Annotated in this window: 20 protein-coding genes and 1 tRNA gene; 12 read left to right on the top strand and 9 right to left on the bottom strand. The window is 58.6% G+C overall.

The genetic code is table 11. The annotated features are described in order from the left end of the window. Positions 1-52 precede the first annotated feature (52 nt). The 3 genes from SJY32_RS06850 to recA form a co-directional block, all read right to left on the bottom strand. Positions 53-340 (bottom strand): DUF1330 domain-containing protein, encoded by a 288-nt coding sequence (locus SJY32_RS06850; RefSeq protein ID WP_376873239.1) that lies wholly within the window; start codon positions 338-340, stop codon positions 53-55. 1 nt (position 341) lies between these two features. Next, positions 342-2,993 (bottom strand): alanine--tRNA ligase, encoded by a 2,652-nt coding sequence (alaS, locus tag SJY32_RS06855; RefSeq protein ID WP_376873241.1) that lies wholly within the window; start codon positions 2,991-2,993, stop codon positions 342-344. Positions 2,994-3,123: 130 nt separating this feature from the next. Beyond that, a complete protein-coding gene (recA, locus tag SJY32_RS06860; protein WP_376873243.1) occupies positions 3,124-4,191 on the bottom strand; it encodes a recombinase RecA in 1,068 nt (355 codons plus the stop codon). A 310-nt stretch (positions 4,192-4,501) separates the two neighbouring features. Between recA and SJY32_RS06865 the strand changes: the two genes are divergently transcribed. Beyond that, positions 4,502-4,996 (top strand): hypothetical protein, encoded by a 495-nt coding sequence (locus SJY32_RS06865; RefSeq protein WP_376873245.1) that lies wholly within the window; start codon positions 4,502-4,504, stop codon positions 4,994-4,996. Here the strand turns inward: SJY32_RS06865 and SJY32_RS06870 are convergent. Next, positions 4,993-7,341, bottom strand: a complete 2,349-nt coding sequence (locus SJY32_RS06870; RefSeq protein ID WP_376873247.1) for an ATP-binding protein — start codon at positions 7,339-7,341, stop codon at positions 4,993-4,995. The two genes, SJY32_RS06865 and SJY32_RS06870, sit on opposite strands and share 4 nt — an antisense overlap. 107 nt (positions 7,342-7,448) lie before the next feature. Further along, positions 7,449-8,657, bottom strand: coding sequence for an RsmB/NOP family class I SAM-dependent RNA methyltransferase (locus tag SJY32_RS06875; protein WP_376873249.1), 1,209 nt, complete (start codon positions 8,655-8,657; stop codon positions 7,449-7,451). A gap of 209 nt (positions 8,658-8,866) precedes the next feature. Here SJY32_RS06875 and SJY32_RS06880 point away from each other — a divergent pair, with 209 nt between their 5' ends. Further along, complete coding sequence (locus tag SJY32_RS06880) at positions 8,867-9,190, top strand: hypothetical protein (protein ID WP_376873251.1); 324 nt, start codon at positions 8,867-8,869, stop codon at positions 9,188-9,190. Positions 9,191-9,355: 165 nt separating this feature from the next. On the opposite strand, the gene SJY32_RS06885 is transcribed toward SJY32_RS06880, so the two are convergent. After that, positions 9,356-9,910 carry a hypothetical protein gene (locus SJY32_RS06885; protein WP_376873253.1) on the bottom strand — a complete coding sequence of 185 codons (555 nt, stop codon included), beginning with the start codon at positions 9,908-9,910 and terminating at the stop codon, positions 9,356-9,358. 130 nt (positions 9,911-10,040) lie between these two features. On the opposite strand from SJY32_RS06885, the gene SJY32_RS06890 reads away from it, so the two are divergent. Both SJY32_RS06890 and SJY32_RS06895 read left to right on the top strand, forming a co-directional pair. Continuing rightward, positions 10,041-11,194, top strand: a protein-coding gene (locus SJY32_RS06890; protein WP_376870199.1) for an IS3 family transposase whose coding sequence is annotated in 2 segments (ribosomal slippage) — positions 10,041-10,308 and positions 10,308-11,194 — 1,155 coding nt in all. Because the reading frame shifts where the segments join, the coding sequence is not laid out codon by codon here. Positions 11,195-11,609: 415 nt separating this feature from the next. Next, positions 11,610-11,753 carry a hypothetical protein gene (locus tag SJY32_RS06895; protein WP_376873255.1) on the top strand — a complete coding sequence of 48 codons (144 nt, stop codon included), beginning with the start codon at positions 11,610-11,612 and terminating at the stop codon, positions 11,751-11,753. A gap of 75 nt (positions 11,754-11,828) precedes the next feature. On the opposite strand, the gene guaB is transcribed toward SJY32_RS06895, so the two are convergent. Both guaB and SJY32_RS06905 read right to left on the bottom strand, forming a co-directional pair. Then, a complete protein-coding gene (gene guaB / locus SJY32_RS06900) occupies positions 11,829-13,280 on the bottom strand; it encodes an IMP dehydrogenase (protein ID WP_376873257.1) in 1,452 nt (483 codons plus the stop codon). A gap of 149 nt (positions 13,281-13,429) precedes the next feature. Next, the gene (locus SJY32_RS06905; protein WP_376873259.1) at positions 13,430-14,452 is read right to left on the bottom strand and encodes a tellurium resistance protein; all 1,023 of its coding nucleotides are present in this window, start codon (positions 14,450-14,452) and stop codon (positions 13,430-13,432) included. Positions 14,453-14,764: 312 nt separating this feature from the next. On the opposite strand from SJY32_RS06905, the gene SJY32_RS06910 reads away from it, so the two are divergent. The 7 genes from SJY32_RS06910 to SJY32_RS06940 all read left to right on the top strand — a co-directional run bounded on the left by SJY32_RS06910 (position 14,765) and on the right by SJY32_RS06940 (position 21,229). Beyond that, entirely contained in the window at positions 14,765-15,646 is an 882-nt protein-coding gene (locus SJY32_RS06910; RefSeq protein ID WP_376873261.1) for a DMT family transporter, read from the top strand. A gap of 88 nt (positions 15,647-15,734) precedes the next feature. Further along, positions 15,735-16,739: a DMT family transporter gene (locus tag SJY32_RS06915; RefSeq protein ID WP_376873263.1), complete on the top strand. Its 1,005-nt coding sequence runs from the start codon at positions 15,735-15,737 to the stop codon at positions 16,737-16,739. A gap of 58 nt (positions 16,740-16,797) precedes the next feature. Further along, complete coding sequence (locus tag SJY32_RS06920) at positions 16,798-17,661, top strand: ATPase (RefSeq protein WP_376873265.1); 864 nt, start codon at positions 16,798-16,800, stop codon at positions 17,659-17,661. Positions 17,662-17,825: 164 nt separating this feature from the next. After that, the gene (gene metA, locus SJY32_RS06925) at positions 17,826-18,746 is read left to right on the top strand and encodes a homoserine O-succinyltransferase (protein ID WP_376873267.1); all 921 of its coding nucleotides are present in this window, start codon (positions 17,826-17,828) and stop codon (positions 18,744-18,746) included. Beyond that, positions 18,721-19,662: an alpha/beta fold hydrolase gene (locus tag SJY32_RS06930; protein WP_376873269.1), complete on the top strand. Its 942-nt coding sequence runs from the start codon at positions 18,721-18,723 to the stop codon at positions 19,660-19,662. Before metA ends, SJY32_RS06930 begins: the two co-directional genes overlap by 26 nt. Positions 19,663-19,734: 72 nt before the next feature. Continuing rightward, positions 19,735-20,625 carry a polyphosphate kinase 2 gene (gene ppk2 / locus SJY32_RS06935; RefSeq protein ID WP_376873271.1) on the top strand — a complete coding sequence of 297 codons (891 nt, stop codon included), beginning with the start codon at positions 19,735-19,737 and terminating at the stop codon, positions 20,623-20,625. Then, entirely contained in the window at positions 20,618-21,229 is a 612-nt protein-coding gene (locus SJY32_RS06940) for a TetR/AcrR family transcriptional regulator (RefSeq protein ID WP_376873273.1), read from the top strand. Before ppk2 ends, SJY32_RS06940 begins: the two co-directional genes overlap by 8 nt. 30 nt (positions 21,230-21,259) lie before the next feature. Here the strand turns inward: SJY32_RS06940 and SJY32_RS06945 are convergent, their stop codons facing one another. Then, positions 21,260-22,192: a hypothetical protein gene (locus tag SJY32_RS06945; RefSeq protein WP_376873275.1), complete on the bottom strand. Its 933-nt coding sequence runs from the start codon at positions 22,190-22,192 to the stop codon at positions 21,260-21,262. Between the two features lie 277 nt (positions 22,193-22,469). Here SJY32_RS06945 and SJY32_RS06950 point away from each other — a divergent pair. Next, a tRNA-Ser gene (locus SJY32_RS06950) sits at positions 22,470-22,559 on the top strand. The last annotated feature ends 29 nt before the right edge of the window (positions 22,560-22,588 follow it).

The following is a 22,588-nucleotide window of genomic DNA, read 5'->3' on the forward strand; positions in this document are numbered from 1 at the left end:
CCCCGATTGTAATAAATGAACAAAGCCATCATAGCCCAATCGGGGCGAAAGGTCAGAGGTTTTCTTCGACAATCACCAACTCGCGCTTTGCAGCGCCAATCGCGTGAGCAAGTGCCGCCTGATATTCAGGCGAATGGTAGCAGGCAACCGCATCCTCAACGGATGCAAAACGTGCCACGACATTGCGCGGACGCTCCTTCCCCTCGAGCTGCACATACCGCGCGCCACGCGCGATGAAAGCCCCGCCGTGCTTTGCGATCGCAGGGCCTGCAAGCTCGGCATATTTGCCGTAAGCATCAGGGTCCGTGACGGTCACATGGGCGATCCAAAGTGCGCTCATCTCAAGCTCCAATCGCGGCTTCTGCCGCTGCAATCGCTTCCGCAGCCTTCGAAGCATCCGCACCGCCAGCCTGCGCCATATCCGCGCGCCCGCCGCCGCCTTTGCCGCCAAGCGCCGTCGCCGCCGCTTTAACGATATCTACAGCAGAAACCTTATCCGTCATATCGGCGGTAACGCCCGCCGCAACGGCGGCCTTTCCGCCCGTATCCGCAACAACCAAAACCGCGCCGGAGCCGATTTTTTCTTTCAGGCTATCAACCAAGGCGGGCAAGTCTTTCCCCGTCACGCCCGAAACAACTTGCGCGAGGAATTTCACACCGTTGATTTCTTTGATCTCGGGCGCCCCTGCCGCACCGCCACCCATCGCCAGTTCGCGACGCAACTGTGCAACCTCATTGGCAAGCGCCTTGCGCTCCTCCGCCAAGGCACGCACGCGATCTGCGACATCGGACGGCGCGGTTTTCAACACCGCTGCCGTCTCGATGAGACGCGCATTTTGAGCGTTCAAATAGTCCAGCGCCGCCTGCCCCGTCAGAGCCTCGAAGCGCCGCACCCCTGCCGAAGACGCGCTATCGCCAATCGCGACAAATGCACCGATATCGCCGGTGCGCTTCACATGGGTGCCGCCGCAGAGTTCAAGCGAATAAGTTGCTTTATCGGCGCCCTTGTTCGATCCGGCCAAACGCCCCATCGACACCACACGAACTTCGTCGCCGTATTTCTCACCAAACAGCGCCTGCGCGCCCAGACCGCGCGCGTCATCCGGCGTCATGATCCGTGTTTCCACCGACGTATTCTGACGAATAAAGTCATTTACCTCTGCCTCAACGCGCGTGATCTCGTTCGCGGTCAGACCCTTCGAATGGCTGAAGTCGAAGCGCAAACGGTCGTCCGCGTTCAAAGAGCCCTTCTGCGCAACGTGATCACCCAGTGCACGGCGAAGCGCCTCATGCAACAAATGCGTCGCCGAGTGGTTCGCGCGAATGGCCGAACGGCGCGTGTGATCAACGATCAGGCGCGCGGCCTGCCCCTTGGTGATCTCGCCGGAGGTCAGTTCTGCGATGTGAATGAAGACACCGGCGACCTTTTTCGTATCCGTAATCCGCGCCGAGCCGGTTTCCGTCTCGATCACGCCCTGATCCCCGACTTGACCACCAGACTCCGCGTAGAACGGCGTCTGGTTCACGACGATCGACACTTTTCCATCCGCTTTCGGGGCAATAGCGCCGTCAACAACCAGCGCGAGAATTTGCCCCTCCGCCGCCTCGGTATCATAGCCTAGGAATTCTGTGACGCCGTTTTTCTCAGCGATATCAAACCAAACGGTCGCATCGGCCGCCTCGCCCGATCCCGCCCAGCTCGCACGTGCCTTAGCTTTTTGTTCCGCCATTGCGGTGTCGAAACCGTCCGTTGCGACCTCGCGGCCCTTCTCACGCAATGCATCTTGCGTGAGATCCAGCGGGAAACCGTAAGTGTCGTAAAGTTTGAACGCGACTTCGCCCGGCAGCGCGGCATCGTCCGGCAGCCCCGACAGCTCGTCATCCAAAAGCTTCAGGCCACGATCCAAGGTCGTCTTGAAGCGGGTTTCCTCCAGACGGAGTGTTTCTTCGATCAGCGCCTGCGCCTGACCCAGTTCCGGATAAGCCGCACCCATCTCACGCACGAGCGCAGGCACGAGGCGGTGCATGACCGGATCTTTCGCACCCAACAGATGCGCGTGGCGCATCGCGCGGCGCATGATGCGGCGCAAAACATAACCGCGGCCATCCGACGACGGCATCACGCCATCCGCAATCAGGAAAGAAGTCGACCGCAGGTGATCGGCGATGACGCGGTGATGCACATTCCCCGGACCATCGATCTCCGACGATGTCGCATGCGCGGAGGCTTCCATCAGGTTGCGCATCAAATCGGTGTCGTAATTGTCGTGTTTGCCTTGCAGCAAGGCGCCGATCCGCTCCAATCCCATGCCGGTATCGATGGATTGCATATCGAGAGCGCGCATTGAGCCATCTTCGAACTGCTCGTTCTGCATGAAGACGTTGTTCCAGATCTCGATGAAACGGTCTCCATCCTCATCGGGCGAACCCGGAGGGCCACCGGCGATTTTATCTCCGTGATCGAAGAATATCTCGGTGCACGGGCCGCATGGGCCAGTCGGCCCCATCTGCCAGAAATTGTCATTCGTCGCGATGCGAATGATCCGATCATCCGACAGACCCGCGACTTTTTTCCAAAGATCGGCAGCCTCGTCATCGTTGTGATAAACCGTGACGAGAAGCTTGTCCTTCGGAATGTCGAATTCCTTCGTCAACAGCTCCCACGCGAAGGGAATTGCGCCTTCTTTGAAGTAGTCGCCAAAGGAGAAATTGCCCAACATTTCAAAGAACGTGTGATGGCGTGCGGTGTAACCAACGTTATCAAGATCATTATGTTTGCCGCCCGCACGAACGCATTTTTGCGCTGTGGTGGCGCGCACATAATCGCGTTTTTCCAACCCGGTGAAGCAGTTCTTGAATTGGACCATGCCCGAATTGGTGAACATCAAGGTCGGGTCATTGCGCGGGACGAGCGGAGAGCTATCCACGATGCGGTGACCATTCTTCTCGAAGAAATTGAGGAAGGTGGAGCGAATTTCATTCAAGCTGGGCATGTCGGGGCCTTTGATTTACGGGCCGTTTCAGGCCATTTGCACCCGTTTAACGCCCCGCCTCGCCCCTGTCCACACAGCAAAACGGCCGAGGAAATCCTCGGCCGCGAAAACTTTCGAAATTTCGAAGAAATCAATCTTCAACCATGTCCGGATCGTTATCATCCCCTGCGAAATCGAGGCCGTGCGATGCGCGGATTTTATCTTCAATTTCTTTGGCGACGTCAGGATTGTCTTTCAAGAATGTTTTGGCATTCTCCCGCCCTTGCCCGATCCGCTGATCCCCGTAGGAATACCACGCGCCCGATTTATCGACCACGCCCGCTTTCACACCGAGATCAACGAGCTCACCCGTCTTAGAGATACCTTCGCCGTACATGATATCGAACTCGACCTGCTTGAAGGGCGGCGCGACCTTATTCTTGACGACCTTCACCCGCGTGCTGTTGCCGACGACCTCATCGCGATCCTTGATCGATCCGATGCGCCGGATATCGAGACGCACAGAGGCGTAAAACTTGAGCGCATGTCCCCCCGTCGTCGTTTCCGGCGAGCCGAACATTACGCCAATTTTCATCCGGATCTGGTTGATGAACACAACCATGCAATTTGAACGCCCGATCGACGCGGTCAATTTACGCATCGCTTGCGACATCAGACGCGCTTGCGCACCAACCGTTGCATCTCCCATGTCGCCTTCGATCTCGGCCTTTGGCGTCAACGCAGCAACCGAGTCGACGACAACCATAGACACGGCGCCAGAGCGCACCAAAGTATCAACAATCTCAAGGGCTTGCTCACCTGTGTCTGGCTGCGAAATCAACAGCTCGTCCAAGTTCACCCCGAGTTTGCGCGCATAGCTGGGATCCAAAGCATGCTCGGCATCAACAAAGGCGCAAACGCCACCTTTCTTCTGCTCTTCCGCGACAGCATGAAGGGTTAAAGTCGTCTTACCCGAGCTTTCCGGGCCGTAGATCTCTACGATACGGCCCTTGGGCAAGCCACCAATGCCAAGGGCGATATCAAGCCCAAGCGACCCCGTTGACGTTGCTTCAATCTCGACAATCGGGCTATCGACGCCCAACCGCATGATAGAGCCCTTACCAAACTGACGTTCGATTTGAGCAAGCGCTGAATCGAGCGCCTTCTGTTTGTCCGCACTGCGTTTATCTGTCATGTCAAAAAGGCTCGCCGCTGTCATGGTTTCAGATCCCTTATTCCACAGGCCAGAGAGATGGGCAATCCAACCCAAAGCATCGCCGTGCAGATGTTCCTATCTTGTTCTAATTTGATAAGCACAAAACCAGAACACTTCAAGCAAAATCTTCCGCTACAGTCGATTTTTCGGCGACCAAGGACTGGTTTACGGCGCCGGTCGTGCGGTGTAGTGAAGTCACAAAGGATGGGTGTATATGCTGGTATTTTGGGATCAAAGATTAACGTTCTTGGCGACACCAAAAACGGGTTCGACGGCGATTGAGACTGCGCTCGAACCGTTATCGAGCATGTCTATGCTGCGCCCTACCTCAATGCGGCATTTGACAGCACAGGAATATTGCGCACATCTGGCACCGCTCTTGCGCGCGCAAACGGATGAGAACTTCACATCGCTTGCGATGATGCGCGATCCCATCGACTGGCTTCGGTCATGGTATCGGTTTTATCTGCGTGACGCCTTGGACGATTACGCGCTGACGCTTCGCACACGCGGGTTCGAGGCCTTTGTGCGCGATTACATCGACCAACACGACAGCCTTGCGCCGATCAGCGCACAACATAAATTTCTGTGCGATCCGTCCGGCAGCCCCTTGGTTGACCGGATTTTCCGATATGAGATGATCGACGATTTCGTGCGCTACCTTGAGGACCGCCTCGATTGCATCGTCACCCTGCCCCGGCTCAATGTGCCGCCGGCGGTGGATGTTGCCCTATCAAGTGCAACCGAACAGGATTTGCGGGCCGCGATGCACGAAGATTTCGACCTCTACGCCGGGCTCGCATCTTAACTCGGCTCACAGACCAGTTGGTTGTGCACCGTTGCCGTGAGATCTGTCAGTGAGAACGGCTTTGGTAGGAAGATCGAGTTTTTGACCGGCGGGCGGCCATCTTGGAAAATATCCTCAGCATAGCCCGAGACAAATACAACCTTCGTTTCCGGCCGCGTTTTTAACGCCTCGCGCACCCATGTTGGCCCATCCATACCCGGCATAATGACATCGGTCACGAAGATATCGACGCCGAGCGCCTCGTCTTGCAGCAGCCCGAGCGCCTCCTCGCCATTTTCCGCCTCATAGACCGTGTAGCCCCGTAGCTTCAGCGCGCGCGACGCGAAGGCCCGCACCGGCGCTTCGTCCTCCACCAGCAGGACTGTTGCGTTGGATTTCACACTCGGCTCCATCTTTACCGACGCGGCGACGGGGGGCTCTGGCTCTTGATCCATCAAGTCATGCGCGGGGAAAAACAATGTGAAGCTGGTGCCCGACCCCTGAACTGAATCGCAAAAGATATAGCCGCCAGTTTGCTTAACGATCCCGTAAGCGGTCGAAAGCCCGAGACCCGTTCCCTCGCCTGTCCGCTTCGTCGTGTAGAACGGCTCAAAAATCTTGCCGATCTTATCTGGCGGAATGCCGACCCCCTCGTCAATCACCCGCACGACGACATAGTTACCTTGCGAAAGCTCGACACGGTCGCGGCTCATCGGGGATGTCAACGAAACATTCTCGGTCTCAATCCTGATCTCGCCGCCACCCGGCATCGCATCGCGTGCGTTTACCACGAGATTCATGATCACCTGCTCCAACTGCCGCTTATCGGCCCGCAAAAGCCGAAGATCAGGATCGTGGTGCAGGGTCAGCTGTACTTTTTCCCCCACCAGACGGTTCAGGAGATGCGTCAGATCCGCGAGCGTGTCGCGCAGATCAATCACCCGAGGTTTAAGGGTTTGCTTGCGCGAAAACGCCAATAACTGCGCGACGAGCGCGGCCGCGCGATTGGCATTCTGGCTGATTTGATCGAGATCTGAAAAGTCGGGGTCGCCCTTGTCATGACGCATCATCAGCAGATCGCAATGCCCTGAAATCGCAGTTAAAAGATTGTTGAAATCATGCGCAACACCGCCCGCAAGCTGGCCGATCGCCTGCATTTTCTGGCTTTGGACGAATTGCGCCTCCAGCGTCTTGAGCTGTGTCGCGTCCGACAACACCGCAATCAAACCCGCCCTGCCATCCTCGACCACGCGCGACAGCGTCACCTGCAAGAAAACCTCGCGCTCGCCATATTTGACGCGCAGCACCTCCGGCTTGCGCTCCGCCCGTCCCGCGAGCGCATCTTGCAGCCAATCATTCACCGGACGGCCCAACCCCTCCACGATATCCGAGAGGCAGGTGCCCTCATCGTAATCACCAACCAAGGTCCGCGCGGCACGATTGGTCGCCAATATCTCGCCCTTGCGCGCCAACCGCATGAGCGCCACGGGCAGCGTTTCAAAGGCCGTCGGATCATGCGACGCAATGCGCCCCGTCGTCATCGGCACGAGGTAGATTTCCGTGCGCCCCCCAGGGCCGGAGAGCTCCGCGACGACGGTGCGCATCGGCCCCGTTGGCGTCGTCACATCGTGTTCCTCGCCCGATCGCAAAGGAAGCTCGGTAAAAATCCTGTCCAACGTCCGAACACGCTCGCCCACGATCCGCCGCAAGGCCTCGTTCATGAACAAAATCGTTCCCGTTTTAGACACCGTCATCATCGGCAGGGAAATGCCATCCGCACCGCGCCCAGACACGCGCTCCGCCATTTCTTCAAGGCGCCACAAGAACCCCTCCTCCGCGATGCGGTGCACCGAGAGGCGCATATGCCCACGCCGCGTCACCAGATCTTCGCGCGCCGCCCCAAGGGTTTGCGCTTTGTTTTGAAGACGCGTCAGAACCGCGGCCGGATTGGCGAAGATATCGCCAAACGCTCGCGTCAATGTCTGTCCGCTCCGCACCCCGAACCGCTCCAACGCGGCGCGGTTTTGATAGCCGACCGCGCCATCAAGATCTGTCGCGAAAGAGGGCGACGCGTCTTCGGCGATAAACGCCGCGATCTGTGCATGCGCCGCTTTGCGTGACCCTTGCGCGCGCGCGGCGACAAGTTTTAGCAAAACCGCGAGGCAGGTCAGCGTCACCGCGACCGACACCGCAACGAGCGCCACCCGTGTGTCCGACGCCAGAAACCCCGCCATCAAGGCCAAGCCCGCAGCCATGATGAGATAGACCACGCGCGGCGACAGCGCGACCGCCACTTTTCCAAGCGGTTCATGTGATTGCGCGGTTTTGAACACCCCATAGCCCTTCCGTGAAACGATCCCCCCCATAAGGCGGAGAAATGGTTAAAGCACGATTAATGGCTATGAGATATGCAACCTATGGGTGTGTCAATTCATTCGAAGTGACATACCCTGTATTTTACGATGCTTCCGGCTTACGGCTTGCGTAAAACTGCAGTGTAGAAGCCGTCGCCGCCTTCCAGCGGGGTCATGCTGCGTTCGCTGCACAGCGTCCAATCGGGGTTCGCCGCAAGGAAGGATTCGATTTGCGTAAAGTTTTCAACATCTAGCAAAGAGCACGTCATATAGGCGACATGCCCGCCCGATTTGACCATCGGTGCAACGGCCGCAAGGATCTCGACCTGAATCCCCGCCAATTCTTTCAAGCGCTCAGGCGTCAAACGCCATTTAGCCTCCGGCGTCCGCCGCCATGTGCCCGAGCCCGAACATGGCGCGTCGATCACGACCAGATCATACGGGCCTTGGGCTTCCGCCTCATAGGGTGCGGCCATCGAAATCTTTGCGCCGGCGCGCTTGGCACGCACAGGAATATCGCCCGTCCGTCCTGCGTCGATATCATGCGCGACGAATTTGGCCTTCGGCGCCATTGCCGCCATCGCAAGAACCTTGCCGCCACCGCCCGCGCAATAATCGAGCACCTTCATGCCGGCCGTGATCTCCAAGCTCTCGATAACCGCTTGCGACGCGGCATCCTGAACCTCGACAAGCCCCTGAGTGTAAGCCAGTGACCCCGCAACTTTCCGCGGGTTCTCAATAACTTCCAATGCGTTCTTCGCGAGGCTTGTCGGCTGCGTGACAATGCCTTCCGCATCCAAAGCCGCCATCGCCTCCGCCACACTGGCTTTCGCGATATTCACCCGCAAGAACAAAGGCGCACGGGTCCGCAAGACCCCCATCACCGCCTCAAACTCCGCCCCGAGATTGGCCCGAAGCGACGTTTCCAACCACGCCGGACAATCCAGCGCAGTGAGCCCGGTCGGGGCTTGCGGCACGATCTCCTCAAGGGAATTCAGGGCGTCGGGCGCGAATTTCTCGCCGGTAAACAAAGTCGTAGGATCAACACCTTGCGCGCGCAGCAGGCCGAGCATCAGCATCCGCCCCGTGATCCCGCCGCCCGTCATCGAGGTATCGGCAAGCTGCGTCGCACTTGCCCCGCCTAAATGCGCGTAGCTGGCCTGACACCGCAGCGCATCATAGACAAGATCGCGTATCCCCGCGCGGTCACCAGACCCTGCGAACCGGTTGGACCGCGCCCAGCCCGTTAGCACGGCCTCTGCCGCCTCCCCGCGCAAAGCACGGTCAAGGATTTCGATAGCGGCTTGGATACGGGCGGCGGGGGTCATGGGCAGGCTCCTATAGGGTTGGCGCGGGCTTAGCCTGTGTTGACGATTTGCGCAATCATTCGCAGCAGATCAAGGGTGGGAACTGTCGGTTTTGCCTGCGCGTAAAAACTCGTCACACTTCAAAACCGCGCTCGAGGCAGAAAATTTAATACAATGTATATACAAAGCAATGACAATGTGTATATACAGAACGAGCAAGGAGACATGCGATGGATAAAAACGCCCCCCTGACGGAGGCCCAACGGACACCAGACGGCGCGTCTGACAAGATCAAGAAACCCCGCAAGGCGAAGCTTGATCGCAAGGACAGCCAGCTGATTATCCGTGTGAAGGGCACTGAAAGGGATGCTTTTGTGGACTTATGCGAGGCGCTCGATACAAGCGCCGCACGCGAAATCCGCAGGTTCATGCGCGAGTTCATCTTGCAACACGCCGAAGGTGACATCGCAACAGCGACCACCGAAATGAAGTTTAAAGAGGAGCTTAAACCAGATGGCAAAAGCAAACATCAAAGAGCTGAAAAAAGAAGTTAAAACGCGCAAGGCAAAAGTTGCCAAGCAAGAAAGCAAGCTCAAAGCAGCTAAAAAAGCATTGAAAAAAGCGGCCTAATTGCTCGTTTCTTTCTCTGTGCGAGGCGGGCCAATGGCCCGCCTTTTGCGTTCAGGTCGCCCGCTGCGAACGGGGATGACTGCCCTCGGTCAGGGGCGCCACTGCGCGATACTCTCGTTGAGGGAGGAAAGATTGGTTTGATCCACCTCGATCAAGCCGCGCCGCGGACGATCCAAGTCGATGATCAAGAACACAAGAACCACGATCAGCAACATCATTGCATAAACCGGCACGCCGGGCCGAATGCGCGAAATGCCCGATGAATAGCCAACAACACCGCCCAGCAAGATGAATGTTCCAAACAGCAGGATCAACACGAGCTCCGGCACATGGCGGTTGATCGCGGCATCGCGGCTCGCGAGGGCATCCGTCATGTCATTCAAGCTTGCGGCAAAGGACATCGTGACAGGGTTACTCGCCGCACGTGCCTCCGCAACCGCGACCTGCCACAGCTCGGCAAACACATCATTCGCCTCTTCGATCAGCGCCCCGCGCGCTTGCGTCTCGGCGGCGGAAATGGTGGAGGCCTCTGCCCTGATCGCAACATAGCGCTGCAACAATGCTTTCGCCGCGTCACGCCGCTCATCCCCGATCAGATCGCTGCGCAGCCATGCTGTACCGATCGCATTGGCCTCATTGACCACCTCGCCGGAGCGTTGATCAAAGCGGCCCAGCGACAGCGAGAAGGTAAAACTGAGCTACCCCCTAAAATTAGGACACTGACGTAAGCTGCGATTTGTTGTCTGTTGATCTTCAACACGAAGGAGATCGACGATGTCGAAACGGAAGCAACATCATCCAGAATTCAAAGCCAAGGTAGCGTTGGAAGCGCTGAAGGGCGAAGAGACGGTCAGCGAGCTGGCCAGTCGGTTCGGCGTGCATCCCACGATGATCCATCAATGGAAACGTGCTCTGCTTGAAGGTGCGTCTGGCGTATTTGAGCGTGGCGGCCGGAAGGCACCGGAAGTCGATGAAGAGCAGGTCAAAGACCTGCACGCCAAGATTGGGGAGTTGGCCGTCGCCAACGATTTTTTGGCAAGAAAGCTCAAACCCTGGACCGACAAATGAGGTGCAAGATGGTTGAGCCCAATCTGCCTGGGCTGTCTGTTGGGAAGCAATGCGCGTTGCTGTCGATCTCTCGATCCTCGTTCTATTATGAGCCGAAAGGCGAAAGTGAAATGAACCTCGACCTGATGCGGCTGATTGATAAGCAGTTCCTGGAAACCCCGTTTTACGGCGTGCGCCAGATGACTTGGCACCTGCGAAATGAGGATCACGTCGTAAACGAGAAACGGATCAGACGCATTATGCGGCTGATGGGCCTCATGCCCATCTATCAGAAGCCGAACACCAGCAAGGCGGCAAAGGGGCACAAGATTTATCCTTACCTGCTGCGTGGGTTGCGGGTAAATCGGCCCAACCAAGTCTGGTGCGCCGACATTACCTATCTGCCAATGCGGCGCGGATTCTTGTATCTTGTGGCAATCATGGACTGGCACACACGCAAGGTGCTGGCTTGGCGCATCTCAAACACGCTGGAGGCAGAGTTTTGCGTCGATGCGTTGAACGAAGCGATCCACAAGTTCGGCCCGCCTGAGATTATGAATACCGACCAAGGCTCACAGTTCACATCGTTTGCATGGACAGACCGACTGAGCCGCTCAAATGTCCGCATTTCAATGGATGGCAAGGGCCGCTTCCTTGACAACATCTTCGTCGAACGACTGTGGCGGTCCCTGAAGTATGAATGCGTCTACCCGCATGCTTGGGAAACCGGATCGGAGGCGAAAGCAGGCATCAGAAAATGGATCGAGTTCTACAATCACAAGCGACCGCATTCCTCGCTTGGCGGCAGGCCACCTGCCGTGGTCTATTGGCAGAGAATTAAAACAACCAACCCCGATCAGCAGGTGCAAAGAGTAGCTTAATTTACGCCAGATCCTGTCCAACAAATGGGGAGTAGCTCAAAACCCAGCAACAATGCCAGCAAACCCAAAAGCGACCCCTGCACCGCATTCGCCTGCGCCTTTGCATCCTCGTTTACCCGAGCCTGCATCCGCTTGCCGGTGAGCCCGCCGAGCGCCATCGCAAATAGCATACATAGAAACAGCGCGATCGAGACGGCATAGGACGGTAGATTATATATGTTGGCAGGCTCACATTTTCATCAAGGACCGTTTACGGCGAAACCGATACACGCGATCCACCGCATCGCGCAATGGCGAACTCTGACATCCGCACGGCCTGCCGCATGCACACCCCTACACGATCACCATGTTTTGACGGAACCAAATCCCGCGCGCGGCGTTAACCCTCCATAAAGAAACCGGAAAGGAAAATCCGATGCGCAAGAAACTGTATATCTTCCCTATCCTTGCCCTCACCGTTCTCACAGCATGCGAAACCGTTAAAGGCGTTGGCCGCGATGTTGAGTATACCGGCGAAGTCATCACCTCGGGCTCGCAGCAGGTCCAAAACGACCTCTGAGCCCGCGCGCGACACAGCAGCCATGAAAAAGGCCCCACACATCGTGGGGCCTGTCTTCAATCCTGAATGGGCTGCCTAGCCGATCCGGTAGTTCGGGCTTTCGCGGGTGATCTGAACATCATGCACATGGCTTTCTTTAAGCCCCGCGCCCGTGATCCGCACGAATTCGCATCCGCCCTTCATCTGCGCAACCGTCGGGGAACCGGTGTAACCCATTGCCGCACGCAAACCGCCGACCATCTGGTGCAACACAGTGCCCACAGCGCCCTTATACGGCACTTGGCCCTCAATCCCTTCAGGCACCAGCTTGTCAGAGGCGGCATCTTTTTGGAAATATCGATCAGCAGATCCCCGCGCCATCGCGCCAAGCGACCCCATCCCGCGGTAGCTCTTATAGGAGCGCCCTTGGTAGAGAATAACTTCGCCAGGGGCCTCATCCGTGCCCGAAATCGCGGAGCCGACCATCGCGCAGCTCGCGCCAGCCGCAATCGCTTTCGCGAAATCGCCCGAGAATTTGATCCCGCCATCTGCAATGACCGGCACATCGCCCGCGCCCGAGGCCGCGTCCATGATTGCTGTCAATTGTGGAACGCCAACCCCCGCCACGATCCGCGTGGTGCAGATCGAGCCCGGACCGATACCAACCTTAACCGCATCCGCACCCGCGTCGATCAAGGCCTTCGTGGCAGATGCAGTTGCCACATTACCGGCAATGACTTGAACACGGTCGCCAAAAGCTTTCTTCGCGCGCGCAACCGCTTCAACGACGCCCAACGAGTGACCATGCGCAGTATCGATCACGATGATATCGACGCCCGCCTCGACCAAAGCCGAGGAGCGATCGAACCCTGCATCGCCAACACCCGTTGCCGCCGCGACCCGAAGACGGCCCTTGTCATCCTTGCACGCGAGCGGATGCAGAACCGATTGCGCGCTGTCTTTCAACGTCAACAGGCCGGTGAGCTTCCCTGCCCCGTCCACGACGAGCAGTTTTTCGATCCGGCGCGATTTCATCAGGTTCATCGCTTCGGTGCGGTCGGCAGGCTCGCGTAGAATCGCAAGATTATCGGTCGTCATCATCGTCGAGACCGGCGTCCGTTCATCCGAGGCAAAGCGCATATCGCGGTTTGTCACGATCCCCACAACGCGGCCCGTGGCATCCACAACAGGGAAACCCGAGACGTTATATTGCGCGACCAGCGCCTTTGCATCGGCCAAAGTCTGGTCCGGCGTCAGCGTGATCGGGTTGAACACGATACCGCTCTCGAAGCGCTTCACACGGCGCACCTCATCGGCCTGTTTGGCGACATCGAGGTTCTTGTGGATCACCCCCATGCCACCGGCCTGCGCCATGGCAATCGCCATGCGGGATTCCGTGACGGTATCCATCGCGGAAGACAAAAGCGGGATATTCAGGCGGATCGATTTGGTCACAAAGGTCGAGACATCTGCCTCCGACGGCAACACCGATGAGGCGGCCGGCACGAGGAGGACATCATCAAAAGTGAGTGCCTCGCGAATCTGCATGGGAGAGCTCCTTGGCAGTGATCGTTTGGCGGTTCCCTGTTTCACGCGGCGCGGAGTTTGGCAAGGGGCAAACGCCGAGATCGGGCGCAGGGAGGCGCGAATTTACAAAAACTTAATATCGATGCGTGCACAGGTGGCGATTTACCCTCTTAAGCCGTCGCCGCGTTTGATTTGACCGCGAGGTCGCCTTTGGCCCACATTTTCAAAAGCCGCACCAAAATCGGAGCCGTGATGAGCGTCGCCGCAACGAGGAGCAACCCGCCCGCCGCGATCAGCACCTCGCCCCAAGCCGCAGGCTGTGCAGCCCCCATCGCAAGCCAAAGCGACGCTGTGCCCGCCAGCGGGAAGGTGAAGGCACTCCAGAACGCGGAAAAGCCGGCCTGCGTCAACCAACGCCCGCCGACGCCGAACATCGCCACAAACCCCATCGACAAGGCCGTGAAGCCCGTCGCAAGCCCCGTATACCCGAGCGCCAGCGCGACCATGCCCAAGAGCGCCGCCGGCGAAAGATGGATCACCAAAAGCGGCCGCAGCGGCGCGGGCACCGAGGCGCGCCGGAATTGATCTGCCGAGATCAGCCACAAGATCACCGCGCTCGCGAAGCTTGCCCAAAACAGCGGCAACGCCAGATCGCGCATGCCCAGCTCCATCGCGAGCAACGCGCCCACAATCGGCCCCGTGAACGAGAGTTGCCAAGCTGGCGTCACGCGGGCCTGTTCGCGGGCGCCGAAAACGAATTGGCGGATCAAAAGCCCGATCAAAAGGGCGTGCAAGATCAAACCAAGGATGAGACATGCCGTCGTCGCAGTGGTCGAAATCCGCGAGAAAATCATCCCCGCCAGATAAACGCCAAGCACCATCGCAGCCAAGCCTGTGCGGCCGGGAAGGATTGTGAGCTCGTCCAAAACAACCGAAGGGCGCCGGATGAGCTTTACCGCGTAACCGACCAGCGCAAAACCAAAAAGCAGGATCGTCGCGCCGGAAACCGCATCGGCTAAAGCCGTCAACGCACCGCTATCCGACAGATCGCCCGCTTTGCGCCACCCTAAAACCACCCCCATCGCGCCAAAAAGCACAGGAAAAATCGCCACTGGCATCCGCGAGAAGGCAGGCAGTTTGCGCGGCTTGGTGAACAGGCCAATTGGCGGCACAGACGGGTTTGGACGGGTCATGAAAACTCCTCAGCTACGCGCCGTCTGAAAAGAAATAGCCTCAACGTTCTGCGCTCGCGCAAGACTGCGCCCAAAGGGGGGCCGAGCGCAAGCGCCGTGAAACGATAGGCGAGCTCTTGCCCTGTGGCCCGATGCCGCGTTGGGCGCGCACCGCGAACACCGCCAGCCAAGCGCGACCGAACCTCGATACAGCGGTTCAATATTGTATCGGTATCTTTTCCCGACTGGACAAATTTTGGCGCGGCATCAAAGGTCTCGCGATCTTGCTTCTCTGCCCCGCGCCCCTGAGGCGCCCCCACCCGAAGGCCCGCCATGCTCACCCTGCCTGCCAATGTTCGCGCCGCTCTTTGGATGCTCGGCGCCGTCACGGGGTTCATCTCGATGGCCTTTGCGGGGCGGCAACTGGGCGGGATGCATGACACGTTCGAGATCATGCTCTGGCGATCCGTCGTCGGGATCATCACTGTCGTAATTGCGGCGCGGTTTGCAGGCACGTCGAACAAGATCAAGGCGCGCAACCTCGGCCTGCACCTGATCCGCAACCTGTCGCATTTCACAGGGCAAAATCTCTGGTTCGCCGCGCTCACGATGATCCCGCTCGCGCAGCTCTTTGCAATGGAGTTTTCCTATCCGCTCTGGGTCGCCCTCGCCGCGCCGTTTGTCTTGGGCGAGGCAATGTCGCGACAGCGCGCGGTGGCGGTCGCCCTCGGCTTTGCCGGGATCTTGATTGTAACGCGGCCTTGGGCGGTGGGCGGATTGGAGACAGGCACCCTGCTCGCGATTGGCTGCGCCTTCGGCTTTGCCGGATCGGCCCTCGCGACCAAGCGCCTGACCACGCGCGCGCCCTTGACGGAGATCATGTTCTGGCTCTCGGTGATGCAGGCAATCTTCGGGCTCGTTTGTGCGGGGATCGACGGTGACATTGCGGCCCCGACGATGCAAAGCCTACCCTATCTCGTGATCGTCGGCCTTGCTGGTTTGGGCGCTCATAGCTGCATGACGCGGGCGTTTATGATCGCCCCTGCCTCCGTTTGCGCGCCCGTCGATTTCTTGCGTCTGCCTTTGGTTGCGATCCTCGCGTGGGCGGTTTACGGCGAGGAAATCGGTCTTCCGGTTGTGCTGGGCGGCGCCGTGATCTTAATCGCCAACTGGATCAACATTCAGGCCGGCAGGCGCGTCAAACCGATGCTCTAACGCCTCCGACAAGGCTGAAACCGCAATCTTGAAACGCCCGCCCCATCGCGCGACCGCCAGACACCATACGCCAAACAAGGATTTTCCAATGCCCGACACGCATCAAAAACAGATGACCCCCAAAGCGATGGCGCTTTTGGCCTTGCTGGCGGTGATCTGGGGCGGCTCGTTTCTGTCCAATCGTGTGGCTTTGGGGGAGATCGGCGTTCTATCGGTTGTGGGGTTTAGGGTTTTGGGCGGGGCGATTGTGCTATGGATCGCAATCTTCGCGATGGGTTTGCCGCGCCCCAAGGGCCTGCACCGGATTGGCCAATTCCTAATCATGGGCTTCACGGCCTGCGCCTTGCCTTTCTCGCTGATCGTTTGGGGCCAACAACATATCGACAGCGGACTGGCCTCGATCCTCAACGCCTCGACTGCAATTTTCGGCGTGCTGACGGCGGCACTGTTTTTGGGCGACGAACGCCTCACGCGGCGCAAGGCGCTGGGCATCTTGATCGGCTTTATCGGCGTGGTGCTCTGCGTCGGACCAGATGCCCTACATGGCTTTGACCCGTCATCCTTGGGCCAGTTGGCGGTTCTGGGGGCGGCCGTCTCCTACTCGATGGGCAGCGTGTACACGCGGCTTTATGTGCGCGATTTGAACCCGCAGGTCTCCGCCGCGGGAATGCTCGCGGGGGCAAGCGCGTGGATTCTTCCCTTCGCAATCTGGCAAGATGGCTTGCCAGATTTCACGTATTCCCTACCGGTATGGGGGGCGATTTTCTGGCTCTCTGTGGTCGCCTCCGCGCTCGCGTTCATGATTTACTATAAGGTTCTGGCCGATGTTGGCGCGGGGAATTTCTCGATGGTGACTTTGATGATCCCGCCTGTCGCCATCACCTTGGGCGCGCTGGCCTATGGTGAAAAGCTACCGCTTTCGGCTTACGGCGGGTTCGCGCTCCTCGCGCTGGGTCTTTTGGTGCTCAACGGCAAGGTCAAACTCCCCGGTCTCGCGCCGCGGGCCGCGCCGACCGCACCGCTGGCCTCGAACCCGCAAGCCCCGACGGGTATCGCGCACCCTAAAGCGCAGAACACCCCAAAGCGCCCATAAAACCTCGTGACGCCCCCGCCCGCGCGCGCTACACCTGCGCCAAGCGATTGAGGGTGCTATGATTTACAACAGTGGTAAAGACTGGCTAGACGCCAGCGCGCGTAAGGTTCTGTTTTTCGGGATGTCGGGTTTGGGCAAAACCTACGTCAGCGCCATGCTGCGCGATACGCGGGACTGGTTCCACTATTCGATCGATTACCGGATCGGCACGCGCTACATGGGCGAATATATCGCGGATAACTTCAAGCGCGAAGCGATGAAAAATCCGTTCCTGCGTGAGCTATTGCTCTCAGATAGCGTCTATATCGCATCCAATATCACGTTCGAGAACCTCGCGCCCCTCTCGACCTATCTCGGCAAGCCCGGCAATGAATCGCTGGGCGGCCTGCCCTTCGCGGAATATATGCGCCGCCAGACCCAGCATTGCGTGGCGGAAAAAGCGGCCCTGATGGATACGGTTCCGTTCATCACCCGCGCGAAAGAGATCTACGACATCCCACATTTTGTGTGCGATTCAGGCGGATCAATCTGTGAAGTCGTGGAGCCGGACGATCCAAACGACGTGATTTTGAAAGAGCTCTCGTCGAAACTTCTGATGGTGTGGATCGAAGGGTCTGACGCGCATACGGACGAGTTGGTCCGGCGGTTTGATCGCGCGCCCAAGCCAATGTACTATCAGCCAGCGTTTTTGGAACCCGCGTGGCAACGCTATCAAGAGATCAAAGGCGTTACCGAGAGCGACGTCGACCCCGATAATTTCGTGCGCTGGACCTATGCGCAGGCCTTGGCGCATCGCCAGCCACGCTACGCGGCGATGGCGCGCAATTGGGGCGTGACCTTGAAAGCGGAGGATGTCGCAACCGTCCGCGATCAGGCCGATCTCATCGCGCTGATTGGCGCCGCAATTGACCGCCGCAATTGACCGCCGCGCGTAACACGCTGGCGCATCTTAAACGCGCGCTTGCGTCCTAGACCCCGTCACAAAACCATCCGGTTTGGTCCTTTCCCATGCGTCGGCTTTGAGCTCCGCTTGAAACACTGGCCAAGCCGCCTATCTCGAACCCTAGTTATCGTGAAGGACTGATAATGCCGATTACCCTGCCCGAGTCGCTGCCCGCCTATGATATCCTCTCGCGTGAGGGTGTTATGGTCATGTCGCCCGGACGGGCGGCGACGCAGGAAATTCGGCCTCTGCGGATCGGGTTGTTGAACCTGATGCCCAAGAAAATCCAGACAGAGAACCAGTTCGCCCGTCTCATCGGCGCGACCCCGATCCAGATCAACTTCCATCTGATCCGCATGAGCGAACATCAGACAAAAAACACCGCCGCCGAGCACATGGAGGAGTTCTATCGCCCCTTCAACGAAGTTGCCGCGACGGGTGAGAAATTCGACGGGCTGATCATCACCGGTGCGCCCATCGAACAGCTCGAATTTGAGGACGTCACCTATTGGGACGAATTGCAGCGCGTCTTCGATTGGACGCAAACCCACGTGCAATCCACCTTCGGTGTGTGCTGGGGGGGGATGGCGATGGCCTATCACTTCCACGGCGTTCAAAAACATCCTCTCTCGGCCAAAGCTTTCGGATGTTTCCGCCAGAACAACCTTGCGCCTGCCTCGCCCTATCTTCGCGGGTTCTCGGATGATTTGTTGATCCCTGTCTCGCGCTGGACGGAGATGCGTGAGGCCGAGCTTGTGGCGGCGGGGATGAAGCCGATGCTGTCGTCGGATGAGACGGGCGCCTGTCTCGTTGAAGATCCCGATCACCGCGCGCTCTATATTTTCAATCATTTCGAATATGATAGCGATACGTTGAAGCAAGAATACGACCGCGATATCGCGGCGGGTGTGCCAATTAACGTGCCCTCCCATTATTATCCCAACGACGATCCGTCGCAGCCGCCTCTCAATCGTTGGCGGTCCCATGCCCATTTGCTTTATGGCAATTGGGTAAATGAAATATATCAGGCAACTCCTTATGATATCATGGAAATTGGCAAGTAGCATTGCGCTTGTCGTCCTGATCGGGGCGGGATGCACACGCGCCGCATGGCGTGAAACCGCCGCCGAGGCCGCCTATCCGCCCACGGGACAGTTCGTCGATGTGGCAGGGAAAAAAGTGCATATGGAGATCGCGGGATCGGGGCCTGATTTGGTGCTGATCCACGGCGCTTCGGGCAGCCTGCGTGATATGACATTCCGCTTGACGCCTCTGCTAACGGATCATTACCGCGTCTTTACCGTGGATCGGCCCGGCTTTGGCTATTCCGACGCGATGGAGGATGTGAGCCTTCGCGCGCAGGCCGCGCAAATTCGCGCCGCGGTGGAGAAAGCCGGCGCGCGCACACCAATCGTGTTTGGTCATAGCTATGGGGGCGCGGTGGCCTTGGCATGGGCCGCGCAGGCGCCTGCAAGCCTGCGCGCGATGGTTTTGGCCTCCGCCCCCTCCCACCTTTGGGAAGGTCCGCCGCCCCTCCTGTATCAGGTTACCGGGCCATGGCTGGGGCAAAAACTGATCACCCCGCTGATCACAGCTTGGGCGCCCGATAGCGTGGTCGAAGACGCGATCGCGCAAGCGTTCGCGCCGCAGCCCGTGCCAGAAGGATACGCCGCACATTTCGGGCCCGAGATGACATTGCGCCGCGAAACCATGCGCGTGAACGCGCGTCAACGACTTGATATCAAGTCAGAAATCGCGACCCTTCTTCCCACCTACGCCGATCTTACCCTGCCGATCGAATTGGTGCACGGGGATGCCGATGAAACCGTCTACTTGGACATTCATTCGCGCGCGCTTGCCAATGAGGTGGCCTCGGCACGCCTTGCGGTTTTGGAAGGGCAAGGCCATATGATCCAGCACACCGCCGCCGACGACCTCAAAGCGGCGATTGACCGCGCCGCAAAGCGCAGCGCAAACTAGAGCTTTCAGCCCTGCCAAACCCCGTGCTAGGCAAGGCAAGACAGGCAACCGACCCCAGACTTGGAGAGCGCGATGGGCAAGACAAAATTCCCCGAAGACATTCCGTATGTCGGCGATATTACCAAATTTCTGGAAGAGGAAGCCCCGAAATCTGTCCGAGAAACAATTGAAAACGCAGGGAAACGTGAAATTCTCTCGGACACATATCCTTACGATAAAGAGCTGAAGAACGAGGATGTGGAAGCGCATATGGAGGCGCTTCAGATTGAGCTTGTGAAGATGCTTTGGGATTTGCGCGAGACGGGAAAACGGCTTGTCGTCGTGTTTGAGGGGCGCGATGCGGCCGGCAAAGGCGGCACGATCGAGCGGATGCGCGAAAACCTCAATCCACGCTCGGCCTATATCGTGGCGCTTCCCAAACCCAATGAGCGCGAGGCGGGACAATGGTATTTCCAACGCTATGTGGATTGGCTGCCCAGTTCGGGCGAAATCGCGCTGTTTGACCGGTCGTGGTATAACCGGGGCGTTGTCGAGCATGTCTTCGGCTTTTGCACCCCCGCTCAGCGCGAGCATTTCTTTTGCCAATTGCCCGACTTTGAAAAAATGCTGGTGGAGGAAGGGATTATCCTCGTCAAACTCTGGCTCAATGTCGGCCGTGAGGAGCAGCTCAAGCGGTTTCTCGACCGCGAAAAAGATCCGCTCAAACAGTGGAAGCTTTCGTGGATCGATGTTGAGGGCCTCAAGAAATGGGACGCCTATTCCGACGCGATCAAGGAAACACTTGAAAGCTCCGATACCAAACACGCGCCTTGGACCGTCATCCGGTCGGACGATAAAAAGCGTGCGCGCCTCGCCGCGATCCAAACCGTTCTGAACGCGGTAGACTACGCGAAGAAAGACCTCAAAGCCATTGGCGAGATTGACAAAAAGATCGCCGGGGGAATTAAGCTTCTCGATGTCTAAGCAAGGCTATCACCACGGCAATCTCCGGCAGGCCCTCATTCAAGCGGCGCTGGAACTCATTCCGGAGCAAGGCCCAACCGGTTTCACCTTGTCGGAGGCGGCAAAACGGGCGGGCGTGACGCCTGCCGCCGTTTATCGCCATTTTGAGGGGCGTGAGGATCTGATCGCGGAATGCGCGCGGCAGGGCTATGCCATATTCGCGGACGTCATGGCGCATGCGTGGGCAGACGGGAAACCCTCCGCCCTCGCCGCCTTTAGCGCAACTGGCCGCGCCTATCTCGCCTTCGCGCGGCAATTCCCGGGCCATTACATGGCAATGTTCGAGTCGGGGATCTTGCCGAACCGATCACCCAATATCGCCGAGGCCGCCGCGCGCGCGCAAGACATCACCTACCGCGCAGCGAGCGCTTTGATGGCCCATATCCCCAGCGACCGCCGCCCCCCCGTGGCCATGTTCGCGGCACATATCCGCGCGCTCAGCCACGGAGTCGTGGAGCTATACGCACGCACGCCCACCAGTTCGCCCTTTTCGCCCGAGGAGTTGTTGGAAAGCGGCATCGGCGTCTACCTGCGCGGCTTGGGCCTCATCGCGCAAGATCAATGACCTAAAGCGCCGCCGAAGATCGGTAAGTGATCAGAGATCTTCGCCCGCCAATCTCGCCGCAACCAAGCCACCTAAAGCTTTGGAATTATGGGTGAAGACCGCCTCATACCCTTGATCAACAGCTCGGAAGAGATCTCGCCCTGCCTGCGACGTGCCCAACTCCACCAATTGGGAAAACTCCGCATCCGACAGTGGCGTATAGGCCATATAGAGATAGGCCATGATCCACTCGCCGATATCTTGCCGCAGCGCATCCGCCTCGCTCGCGACATCGCTCACCATGTCCTCTTCCGTCACATCGAACGGAAACGCCCCACCATCGCGCATCGCACGGTAGAGGGTCAGATTGCTGTTCAACGAGCCGCTTACGCTCAGCTCGACAAGGTCCAACGCGGCGACATAATCCGCAAGCGCCTCATATCGCTTTGATCCGCGCGCAGCATCGGCGCGCTCAAACGCGGCATCCTCGACATCAATATCAAGCAGCAGCTGGCGCGCCTTGAGTTCGAAATCAATCGCCTTCGCCATGACCGGCGCGCGCGCCACAGCCACCAGCGGGGCGAGATCATCCGGAGCCGTTGGCAGCGCACCGTTGAGCGCATCGAGAAACACCGGCGTGAGCTGCACAGCGTCGATCGGCCCGCTCATCAATCGCCGCCAACGCTGCGGATCAAGCTCGGGCAACATATCGCTGCGTAAATCGTCGCCAAACAGTAATTCTTCCTCGACGAGCACCGCAATCAGATCATCGATCCTGATCGCCTCCGCCAACGCCGTCGCGGTCTGGGATGCCTCTGGCGCCTGTCTCAAAAGCGCAGGCGGCTCCCCCGCCCCGCGCGCGCCCGCTGTCTGGGCACCCACCGCCCCCGCCATCACGCCCCCCAACAAGAGCAACGCCACACCCGTGGACCGTATCGCCCTCGCCCCAAGGCAAAAAGCGCGCTCATTTCCCGCGATGCCCATCGCATCCCTCACATCAATTTCACGCTCGAACCAGCGAGCCCTGTTCTATCCACGCTACGCCGCCCCGCTTCCTTTGCCAAGCCGACCGCTCTAAAGCCTTTTATTTCCCGCGAAATACCGCCCAAGCGCGCGCTGGCACGTGCAAATCCGCGCGCCCCGCGTAACGCCACCCCGCATGTCGTGAAAACTTTTTCGACTTTTTTCCAAGTCGTGCAATTTAGCGGTTGCAACCCCCCGCCGCCTTAGCTAAATCCGCCCACAAGAAGACCCCTGACGCGGAGAGGTGGCAGAGTGGTCGAATGCGGCGGTCTCGAAAACCGTTGTCGGTGAGAGCCGACCCAGGGTTCGAATCCCTGTCTCTCCGCCAATATCCATTTTCACCCAATACCGCTGGAT

Source organism: Albirhodobacter sp. R86504, from assembly GCF_042466415.1.
In the GTDB taxonomy this organism is placed as follows: domain Bacteria; phylum Pseudomonadota; class Alphaproteobacteria; order Rhodobacterales; family Rhodobacteraceae; genus Albirhodobacter.